The 1,498-nt window shown below is 68.8% G+C and carries 1 protein-coding gene; it reads left to right on the top strand.

The genetic code is table 11. The features are described 5' to 3' along the window. Positions 1–248: 248 nt before the first annotated feature. The gene (locus tag HMPREF3105_RS05075) at positions 249–1,475 is read left to right on the top strand and encodes an IS110 family RNA-guided transposase (protein ID WP_010078639.1); all 1,227 of its coding nucleotides are present in this window, start codon (positions 249–251) and stop codon (positions 1,473–1,475) included. Positions 1,476–1,498: the final 23 nt, after the last annotated feature.

Below are 1,498 nucleotides of genomic sequence, written 5' to 3'. Positions count from 1 at the left end.
CGTTACCTTCTTCGTGGCTCCTGGATCCGGCAGGATCAGGGAGTGCTGACCGGCCGGTCCTGGGCATGATCGTTTGCCCCCAGTCATCCATGATCCGGGGGGTGTTGTCACCCAGGACCGGTCCGGTGGTCACGGATCGCTGATAGAGGCAGGACCCGGCTGACAAGGGCCTTCGTAACGTGGATGCCGAGCGTGATCACCTCCCGGCCGGCCAGCACACGCCACCGGCGCACCAGAAGGGAACGATCATGACAGCACAGCAGCACCCGGCCGTGTTCATCGGCCTTGACGTCGGCAAGGCCGAGCACCACGCCGTGGCCCTCACCGCGGCCGGGAAAAAGGTCTACGACAAGGCCCTGCCCAACGACGAGACCCGCCTACGCGGCATCCTCGACGAGCTCGCCCGCGCCCACGGGCCCGCGCTGCTCGTCGTCGATCAACCGGCCACGATCGGCGCCCTGCCCGTGGCCGTGGCCCAGGCCTGCGACGGCGTTGAGGTGGCGTACCTGCCCGGGCTGGCGATGCGACGGATCGCTGACCTGCACCCCGGCTCGGCCAAGACCGACGCCAAGGACGCGGCGATCATCGCTGAAGCAGCCCGCACGATGCCCCATACGCTGCGCTCCATCCGAGTCGATGAGGAACAGATCGCCGAGCTGGCCATGCTCGCCGGGTTCGATGACGACCTCGCCGCGCAGATCACCGCGACCTCGAACCGGCTGCGCGGACTCCTCACCCAGATCCACCCCGCGCTCGAGCGCGTGCTCGGGCCCAGGATCACCCACCCCGCCGTGGCAGACCTTCTCGGCCGCTACCCCACCCCGGCACAGCTCAGAACGGCTGGGCCGGGGCATGTGCGGGCCAGGCTGCGCAAGCACGCCCCACGCCTGGCCGCTTCTCTCACGGAACAGATCTTCCAAGCCCTGGACGAGCAGTCCGTGGTCGTGGCCGGCACGCAGGCCGCGGCCACCGTGGTCCCGATCCTGGCAGAACAGCTCGCCGGCCTGACCCGTCAGCGGGCCGGCCTGGCCTCCCAGGTGGAGGCTGCAGTGGAGGCCCACCCTCTTCACCCGGTCCTGATCTCGATGCCCGGAGTAGGGATCAGGACCGCCGCACGCATCCTCACTGAAGTTGTGGGCAAGGACTTCGTCGATGCCGGGCATCTGGCCTCCTACGCCGGGATCGCCCCGGTCACCCGACGCTCCGGGACCTCGATCCGCGGAGAGCACGTAGCCCGGGGCGGGAACAAGCGACTGAAGCGGGCCCTGTTCCTCTCAGCGTTCGCTTCGCTGTCACACCCGCCTTCCAGGGCGTACTACGACCGCAAACGAGCCCAGGGCAAACGCCACAACCAGGCGCTGATCGCGCTGGCCCGGCGCCGCACGGACGTGCTCTACGCGATGCTCCGCGATGGCACCCTGTATCAAGATCCGACCGCCCCGCCAGCACCATCATCAGTCGCTCTCGCGGCTTGACGAAAACCATAGAGGCACCCCCC

Origin of the sequence: Micrococcus sp. HMSC31B01, from assembly GCF_001816085.1 — a bacterium.
Taxonomy (GTDB): domain Bacteria; phylum Actinomycetota; class Actinomycetes; order Actinomycetales; family Micrococcaceae; genus Micrococcus; species Micrococcus luteus.
Note: the sequence above shows the minus strand (reverse complement) of the source record. Positions and strands in the feature narration are given on the sequence as shown.

Excerpts from the sequence above, each read along its gene's own strand:
- HMPREF3105_RS05075 (WP_010078639.1), top strand. The coding sequence starts at position 249 with ATGACAGCACAGCAGCACCCGGCCGTGTTCATCGGCCTTGACGTCGGC.